This is a genomic window from Phenylobacterium sp., assembly GCF_036502675.1.
In the GTDB taxonomy this organism is placed as follows: domain Bacteria; phylum Pseudomonadota; class Alphaproteobacteria; order Caulobacterales; family Caulobacteraceae; genus Phenylobacterium.
This window is the reverse complement of the sequence record NZ_DASXYF010000119.1, coordinates 1-8,029: the sequence shown is the minus strand read 5'-3', so window position 1 is coordinate 8,029 and position 8,029 is coordinate 1. Positions and strand designations below refer to the sequence as shown.

General features: G+C 68.6%; 7 protein-coding genes. All 7 read left to right on the top strand.

Annotated elements, in window-relative coordinates; translation table 11 throughout:
• Positions 1–747 (top strand): succinate--CoA ligase subunit beta (locus VGL30_RS15980; protein ID WP_331541011.1); only part of this gene is annotated, 747 nt, incomplete at its 5' end.
• Positions 747–1,331: a hypothetical protein gene (locus VGL30_RS15975; protein WP_331541010.1), complete on the top strand. Its 585-nt coding sequence runs from the start codon at positions 747–749 to the stop codon at positions 1,329–1,331. The genes VGL30_RS15980 and VGL30_RS15975, both read left to right, overlap by 1 nt.
• A gap of 11 nt (positions 1,332–1,342) precedes the next feature.
• On the top strand, positions 1,343–2,221 hold the full coding sequence (gene sucD / locus VGL30_RS15970; protein WP_331541009.1) for a succinate--CoA ligase subunit alpha: 879 nt from the start codon (positions 1,343–1,345) through the stop codon (positions 2,219–2,221).
• Positions 2,222–2,299: 78 nt separating this feature from the next.
• The gene (locus VGL30_RS15965; protein WP_331541008.1) at positions 2,300–5,242 is read left to right on the top strand and encodes a 2-oxoglutarate dehydrogenase E1 component; all 2,943 of its coding nucleotides are present in this window, start codon (positions 2,300–2,302) and stop codon (positions 5,240–5,242) included.
• 36 nt (positions 5,243–5,278) lie between these two features.
• Complete coding sequence (gene odhB / locus VGL30_RS15960) at positions 5,279–6,532, top strand: 2-oxoglutarate dehydrogenase complex dihydrolipoyllysine-residue succinyltransferase (RefSeq protein ID WP_331541007.1); 1,254 nt, start codon at positions 5,279–5,281, stop codon at positions 6,530–6,532.
• A gap of 25 nt (positions 6,533–6,557) precedes the next feature.
• The gene (locus tag VGL30_RS15955) at positions 6,558–6,911 is read left to right on the top strand and encodes a putative signal transducing protein (protein WP_331541006.1); all 354 of its coding nucleotides are present in this window, start codon (positions 6,558–6,560) and stop codon (positions 6,909–6,911) included.
• 199 nt (positions 6,912–7,110) lie between these two features.
• Positions 7,111–8,029: NAD(P)/FAD-dependent oxidoreductase (locus tag VGL30_RS15950; protein WP_331541005.1), on the top strand; the 919-nt coding region annotated here is incomplete at its 3' end.

Here is an 8,029-nt window from a genome sequence, read left to right as displayed (position 1 = left end):
GAAAAGATTCTCAGCATCCAGATCGACCCGGCGACCGGCGTCTTCCCCCACCATGGCCGGGCGCTGGCCAAGGCCCTGAACCTGCAAGGCGACCTGGCCAAGCAGGGCGCCAAGCTTCTCGGACAGCTCTATCGGGCCTTCGTCGAGAAGGACATGTCGATGCTGGAGATCAACCCGCTGATCATCACCGGCGACGACAAGCTGATCCTGCTGGACGCCAAGGTCAGTTTCGACGGCAACGCGCTCTTCCGTCACCCGGACATCGTCGCCCTGCGCGACACCACCGAAGAAGACCCCAAGGAAATCGAGGCCTCCAAGTTCGACCTGTCCTATATCGCGCTGGACGGCACCATCGGCTGCATGGTCAACGTCGCGGGCCTTGCCATGGCGACCATGGACATCATCAAGCTCTATGGCGCGGAACCCGCCAACTTCCTCGACGTCGGCGGCGGCGCGTCGAAAGAGAAGGTCACCGCGGCCTTCAAGATCATCACCGCCGACCCCAACGTCAAAGGCATCCTGGTCAACATCTTCGGCGGCATCATGCGCTGCGACATCATCGCCGAGGGCGTGGTGGAGGCGGTGAAGGAGATGGGCCTGACGGTGCCGCTGGTGGTGCGCCTGGAAGGCACCTACGTCGACGAGGGCAAGGCGATCATCCGTGACTCCGGCCTCAACGTGATCCCCGCCAACGACCTCGCGGACGGGGCCGCGAAGATCGTCAAGGCCGTGCGAGGCGCCGTTTGATGCGCGGCCCAGGCGCCATGCTGCTTGGCGTCCTCGCCGCGACCCTGTCCATCTCCGGGGCGGCGCACGCCGACCCGACCTTCGACACCTTCCAGGACCTCTGCGTGAAGACCAGGGCGAACGCGCCGGCCGCGCTGGCCGCCGCCGACGCCCGCGGCTGGACCGAGATGCCGGCCATGTTCCACGACGAGATCGCCAAGCAGGGCTTCACGGGCGGCGAGGGCCGCGCCAAGAGCCAGAACCGCGTCCTGACGCTGATGTACGCCGGCAGCGGCGCGCCGGTGATCGAGGGCGCGCCGGTGCCCGTCCGCGCCTGCGCCGTGGGCGCCCGCCCCGCCGACGGCGCGGCCTTGAGGAAGCTGGCCGCCGCCTGGGCCGCGGTGCCCGCCGATCCCGGCCTGCCCGCCTCCAAGGGCCAGGCCTTCGCCTTCACCGAGGACGGCGGCGCGCACCACCAGGTGACCGGCGCCGACCTGCGCTCGCCCCATGGCCAGAACCTGATCCGCCAGGGCCGCGTCGCCATGATCATCGTCGCCGGACGGCCCGCCGCGCCGCTCCTCGTCTACGCCATACCTACGCTGTGAGCTGAACCTGAATGTCCATCCTGATCGGCAAAGACACCCGCGTGATCTGCCAGGGCATCACCGGCAGCCAGGGCACCTTCCACACGGAGCAGGCGATCGCCTACGGCACCCGGATGGTCGGCGGCGTCACCCCCGGCAAAGGCGGCTCGAAGCACCTGGACCTGCCGGTGTTCAACACCGTCGGCCAAGCGGTCAGGGAGACCGGCGCCGAGGCCAGCGTCATCTATGTGCCGCCGCCCTTCGCCGCCGATTCGATCCTCGAGGCCATCGACGCCGAGGTGCCGCTGATCATCTGCATCACCGAGGGCATCCCGGTGGCCGACATGGTGCAGGTCAAGCGCGCCCTGTCGGGCTCGAAGTCGCGGTTGATCGGCCCCAACTGCCCGGGCGTGCTGACGCCCGGCGAGTGCAAGATCGGCATCATGCCGGGCAATATCTTCAGGCGCGGCTCCGTGGGCGTTGTGTCCCGCTCCGGGACGCTTACCTATGAGGCCGTGTTCCAGACATCTCAGGTGGGGTTGGGCCAGACCACGGCCGTCGGCATCGGCGGCGACCCGGTCAAGGGCACCGAGTTCATCGACATCCTGCAGATGTTCCTGGACGATCCTGAGACAGAATCGATCATCATGATCGGCGAAATAGGCGGGTCGGCGGAAGAAGACGCCGCCGCCTTCATTAAAAGTTCAGCCACCAAGAAGCCTATGGTGGGATTCATCGCGGGACGCACCGCGCCGCCCGGTCGGCGCATGGGTCACGCGGGCGCGATCATCGCCGGCGGCAAGGGCGGGGCCGAGGACAAGATCGCGGCGATGGAAGACGCGGGCATCCGTGTCTCCCCCTCGCCCGCGGCGCTCGGCGAAACCCTGCTCCAGGTGCTGGGGGGCGCTTGAGGGCCAATTTAGCGTAAGGGCGGTCCGCGCTCGGCTCCTTCAAAGCTCCGCGGCGGGTCGTCCCGGAAAGCGGATGACATGGCGGACGATGCAGGTCTGATCAACGAGGTCCTCAAGGAGACCTCTTTCCTCTATGGCGGCAACGCCGACTACGTGGAGGATCTCTACGCGAGGTGGGCGGGCGATCCGACCAGCGTCGACGCCTCCTGGCGGGCGTTCTTCACCTCGCTGCAGGACCGCGCCGACGAGGTGAGGCGCGCGCCCCCCGCCTGGACCCGGCCGGAGACGCCGGCCCAGCGCCCGGACTGGCTGTCGGCCATCGACGGCATGTGGCCGGCGGTGGAGGCCAAAGTCGGCGCCAGGATCGCCGAGCGCCAGCCCGCCGCCTCCACCGATTCCGTGCGCGCCGCGACGCTGGATTCGCTGCGCGCCATCATGATGATCCGCGCCTACCGCATGCGCGGCCACCTGAAGGCCAACCTCGATCCGCTGGGCATCGCCACCACGCCGGGCGACGCCAGCGAGCTCGACCCCGCCTCCTACGGCTTCTCCGAGGCCGACTACGAGCGGCCGATCTTCCTGGACTTCGTGCTGGGCCTGGAGACCTCCACGGTCCGCGAGATCCTGGAGATCCTGCGCCGCACCTACTGCGGCACGGTCGGCGTGCAGTACATGCACATCTCCGACCCGCGCGAGAAGGGCTGGCTGCAGGAGCGCATCGAGGGCCGCGACAAGGAGATCACCTTCACTCGCGAGGGCAAGATCGCCATCCTGAAGAAGCTGATCGAGTCCGAAGGCTTCGAGCGCTTCCTGCACCGCCGGTTCCCCGGCACCAAGCGCTTCGGTCTCGATGGAGCTGAATCCATCGTTCCGGCGCTGGAGCAGATCATCAAGCGCGGCGGCGCGCTGGGCGTGCGCGACATCGTCGTCGGCATGCCGCACCGCGGACGGCTCAACGTGCTGGCGGCGGTGATGGGCAAGCCCTACCGCGCCATCTTCCACGAATTCCAGGGCGGCAGCTCGATGCCCTCCGACGTGGAAGGCTCAGGCGACGTGAAGTACCACCTGGGCGCTTCCTCGGACCGGGAGTTCGACGGCAACAACGTTCACCTGTCGCTCACCGCCAACCCCAGCCACCTGGAGATCGTCAACCCGGTGGTGATCGGCAAGGCCCGCGCCAAGCAGGCCTTCACCCTGCGCGAGAACCCCTCCGCCGGCCGCGGCCACGTCCTGCCGCTGCTGCTGCATGGCGACGCCGCCTTCGCCGGCCAGGGCGTGGTAGCCGAGTGCTTCGCCCTGTCGGGCCTGAAGGGCTACGGGGTGGGCGGCACCGTCCACTTCATCGTCAACAACCAGATCGGCTTCACCACCAGCCCGAAGAACAGCCGCTCCTCGCCCTATCCGTCCGACGTGGCGATGATGGTCGAGGCGCCGATCTTCCACATGAACGGCGACGACCCGGAAGCCTGCGTCCACGCCGCCAAGGTGGCCACCGAGTTCCGCCAGCAGTTCGGCAAGGACGTGGTCCTCGACATGTTCTGTTACCGCCGGTTCGGCCACAACGAGGGCGACGATCCGACGATGACGCAGCCCTTGATGTACGCGAAGATCAAGGAGCACCCCAACACGCGCGAGATCTACGCCAACCGCCTGGTGACCGAGGGCGTCGCCACCGCCGACGAGGTCCAGGGCTGGATCTCCGAGTTCGACGCCTTCCTCGACGCCGAGTTCGAGGCCGCCAAGTCCTACAAGGCCAACAAGGCCGACTGGCTGGACGGCAAGTGGGCGGGCTTTAGCCTGACCGGCGAGGAGCGCCGCGAGACCGGGGTGCCCAGGCAGAAGCTGCTCGACCTCGGCCACAGGATGACCACCATCCCGGCCGGGATCGCCGTGCACAAGAACGTCGAGCGGGTGATCCACAACCGGCGCGCGGCAATCGACGCCGGCGAGGGCGTCGACTGGTCGACGGCCGAACACCTGGCCTTCGCCACCCTTCTGGACCAGGGCTATCCCGTGCGGCTCTCCGGCCAGGACAGCGTGCGCGGCACCTTCACCCAGCGCCATTCGGCGATCATCGACCAGAAGACCGAAGAACCCTACATCCCGCTGCGCAACCTCTCGCCCACACAGGCCCACTTCGAGGTGCTGGATTCGGCGCTGTCGGAAGAGGCGGTGCTGGGCTTCGAGTACGGCTTCTCGCTCACCGACCCGGCCACGCTGACCCTGTGGGAAGCTCAGTTCGGCGATTTCGTGAACGGCGCCCAGGTGGTCATCGACCAGTTCATCTCCTCGGGCGAACGCAAGTGGCTGCGGATGAGCGGCCTCGTCATGCTGCTGCCGCACGGCTACGAGGGCCAGGGGCCGGAGCACTCCTCCGCCCGCCTGGAGCGGTTCCTGCAGCTCTGCGCCGAGGACAACCTGCAGGTCGTCAACTGCACCACCCCGGCCAACTACTTCCACGCCCTGCGCCGCCAGGTGCTGCGGGAGTTCCGCAAGCCGCTGGTGGTGATGGCCCCCAAGAGCCTGCTGCGCCACAAGCGCGCCGTCTCCAACCTCTCGGACATGGCCGAGGGCTCCACCTTCCACAGGGTGATGGTCGACGGGGCCGAGGTTGGCTGCGACGTGGGCGGCGTCGAGCTGGCGGCGGACAGCAAGATCAGCCGCGTGGTGCTCTGCTCCGGCAAGGTCTACTTCGACCTCCTGGAAGCGCGCGCCAAGACCGGCCGCAACGACGTCTATCTGCTGCGCCTCGAGCAGTTCTATCCCTGGCCGCTGAAGTCGCTGACCAGCGAGCTGAAGCGGTTCTCCAACGCCGAGCTGGTCTGGTGCCAGGAGGAGCCCAAGAACATGGGAGGCTGGACCTTCGTCGACGCCTGGCTGGAACTCACCCTGCAGCGGATGAACCTCAAAGCCAAGCGCGCCCGCTACGTCGGCCGCCCGGCCACCGCCTCCACCGCCGCCGGGGTGATGAGCCGCCACCTCAAGGAACTCGAGACCTTCCTCGCCGAGGCGTTCGCTTAAGCGCCCGCTCGAACCGCCAGCACAGGAACCAGATCCATGGCCGACATCATGACCCCCGCCCTCGGCGAATCCGTCACCGAGGCGACGGTGGCGCGCTGGGCGAAGAAGCCCGGCGAGTCGGTCCGCAAGGACGAGATCCTGGTGGAGCTGGAGACCGACAAGGTCAGCCTCGAGGTGGCCTCGCCGGCCGACGGCGTGCTCTCCGACATCGCCGCCGCCGAGGGCGCGACGGTGGCCGCCGGCGCGCTGCTGGGCAAGGTTTCCGAAGGCGGCAAGGCGGCCGCGCCGGCGCCGGCCAAGGCCGCTGTGGCCCCGGCTGAGAAGGCCGCGCCCGCGGCGAAGGCTGCGCCCGAACCGGCGCCCGCCCCGGCTCCCGTCCCGGCGCCGGCTCCTGCGCCCGCCGCCGCCAAGGCGCCGGTCCTCGCCCCTTCGGCCCAGCGGGTCGCCGCCGAGAACAGTCTCGACCCGGCCGCAATCCCAGGAACCGGCAAGGACGGCCGCGTCACCAAGGGCGATGCGCTGGCCGCCCTGGAGGCCCGCGCCAAGGCCCCGCCCGCAGCGCCCGCTCCGGCGGCGGCGCGCGAGGTGCACGCCCGCGAGGAGCGGGTGCGCATGACCCGCCTGCGCCAGACCATCGCGCGCCGACTGAAGGAAGCGCAGAACAACGCCGCCATGCTCACCACCTTCAACGAGGTGGACATGACCGCGGTGATGGCCGCCCGGGGCCAGTACAAGGACGCCTTCGAGAAGCGCCACGGCGTCAAGCTGGGCTTCATGGGCTTCTTCGTGAAGGCCTGCGTCGCGGCCCTGAAGCAGGTGCCCGAGGTCAACGCCGAGATCGACGGCCAGGACCTGATCTACAAGGACCACTACGACATCGGCGTGGCGGTCGGCTCCGAGCGCGGCCTGGTGGTGCCGGTGGTGCGCGACGCCGACCAGCTCAGCCTAGCCGGGATCGAGAAGGCCATCGGCGAGCTGGGCAAGAAGGCTCGCGACGGCGCCCTGGCGCTGGAGGATCTGCAGGGCGGCACCTTCACCATCTCCAACGGCGGGGTCTACGGCTCGCTGATGTCGACCCCGATCCTCAACGCTCCGCAGTCCGGCATCCTGGGCATGCACAAGATCCAGGAACGCCCCGTGGTCGCCGGCGGCCAGATCGTCATCCGCCCGATGATGTACCTCGCCCTCTCCTACGACCACCGCGTCGTCGATGGCCAGGGCGCGGTCACCTTCCTGGTCCACGTCAAGGAAGCCATCGAGGACCCGCAGCGCCTGCTGCTGGACGTCTGACCGTCCGCCGATCAAGCTGGGCGCCATGGCGCTCGTCGAGATTGCCCGCTTTGTCGATCTGACCGAGGCCCAGGTCGCGGCCTCGGCGCTGCGCGCATCGGGCATTCCGGTCTTCTTGCAGAATGAGCATTGGGGACAGACCGCCTTCACCATGCAGTTGGCGATAGGCGGCTTCCGGCTTTGGGTTCCTGAGGAGGAGGCCACAGACGCTCAGGCCTTCATCAGCTCAAGCCGCAGAACACCGTCGGCGCTCCCGCCGCTGCCGGTCTCCGAAGCGACTGTCCGGATGGTCCTGTCGCTGTTGCTGTCGTTTCTCACCGGGGTCATCACGCCGTTGCGGCCTCGCCGGTTCCAGCGGCTCAGCGACGGCGACGAATGAGCGCGATCTGCGCGGAGTCTTCGGTATTCCGCGCCTGAAGCTGGCGTGCTGGGAGGACCCGGCAGGTCCACTCGACCAGACCGCGCTTGTGCGTCGCGCCGACACGAAATAACCGCGTCCGACGAACGCCAGCCCTCGCCTCGCAGGCGAAGGTTCTGTATCTCAGCCCCACCTCTCCGGACCACAGATCGAGACTTCCATGGCCGACGCCCCCTCCTACGACGTCGTCATCATCGGCGGCGGCCCCGCCGGCTACAGCGCCGGCATCCGGGCCGGCCAGCTGGGCCTGAAGGTCGCGGTGGTGGACAAGGGGGCGACGCTGGGCGGCACCTGCCTGAACGTCGGCTGCATGCCCTCCAAGGCCCTGCTGCACGCCTCGGAGCTCTACGACGCCGCGGCCAACCACTTCGCCGAGCTGGGCATCGAGGTGCAGCCCAAGCTCAACCTCGACCAGATGATGCGCCAGAAGGCCGAGTCCGTGGCCACCCTGACGCGGGGGATCGAGTTCCTGTTCAAGAAGAACAAGGTCGACCGGGTGATCGGCTCCGGCAAGATCGCCGGCCCCGGCAAGGTCGAGGTCGCCGGCGCGGACGGCGCGGCCAGCATCCTTGAGGCCAGGAACATCGTCATCGCCACCGGCTCGGAACCGTCCGGCCTGGCGGGCGTCGACGTCGACCAGGTGCGCATCGTCGATTCCACCGGCGCACTGTCCCTGCCGGAAGTGCCGAAGAGCCTGGTGGTGATCGGCGCCGGGATCATCGGCCTGGAGCTGGGCTCGGTCTGGCGCCGGCTGGGCGCCCAGGTGACGGTGGTGGAGTTCCTCGATCGCATCACGCCCGGCATGGACGCCGAGGTCGCCAAGACCTTTCAGCGCGCGCTGACCAAACAGGGGATCGTCTTCAAGCTCTCCAGCAAGGTCACTGGCGCCAAGGCGTCGAAGAAGGGCGTCAGCGTCACCGTCGAGCCGGTGGCCGGCGGCGCGGCCGAGACGCTTGAGGCCGACTACGTGCTGCTGGCCATCGGGCGGCGGCCCTACACCGAGGGCCTCGGCCTGGAGAGCGTCGGGATCACGCCGGACAAGCGCGGCTTCATCGAAACCGACCACTGGAAGACCAGCG

What these genes read in the sequence shown, in the direction of transcription:
- VGL30_RS15965 (WP_331541008.1), top strand. Translation starts at nt 2,300, where the DNA reads ATGGCGGACGATGCAGGTCTGATCAACGAGGTCCTCAAGGAGACCTCT.
- odhB (WP_331541007.1), top strand. Translation starts at nt 5,279, where the DNA reads ATGGCCGACATCATGACCCCCGCCCTCGGCGAATCCGTCACCGAGGCG.
- sucD (WP_331541009.1), top strand. Translation starts at nt 1,343, where the DNA reads ATGTCCATCCTGATCGGCAAAGACACCCGCGTGATCTGCCAGGGCATC.
- VGL30_RS15955 (WP_331541006.1), top strand. Translation starts at nt 6,558, where the DNA reads ATGGCGCTCGTCGAGATTGCCCGCTTTGTCGATCTGACCGAGGCCCAG.
- VGL30_RS15975 (WP_331541010.1), top strand. Translation starts at nt 747, where the DNA reads ATGCGCGGCCCAGGCGCCATGCTGCTTGGCGTCCTCGCCGCGACCCTG.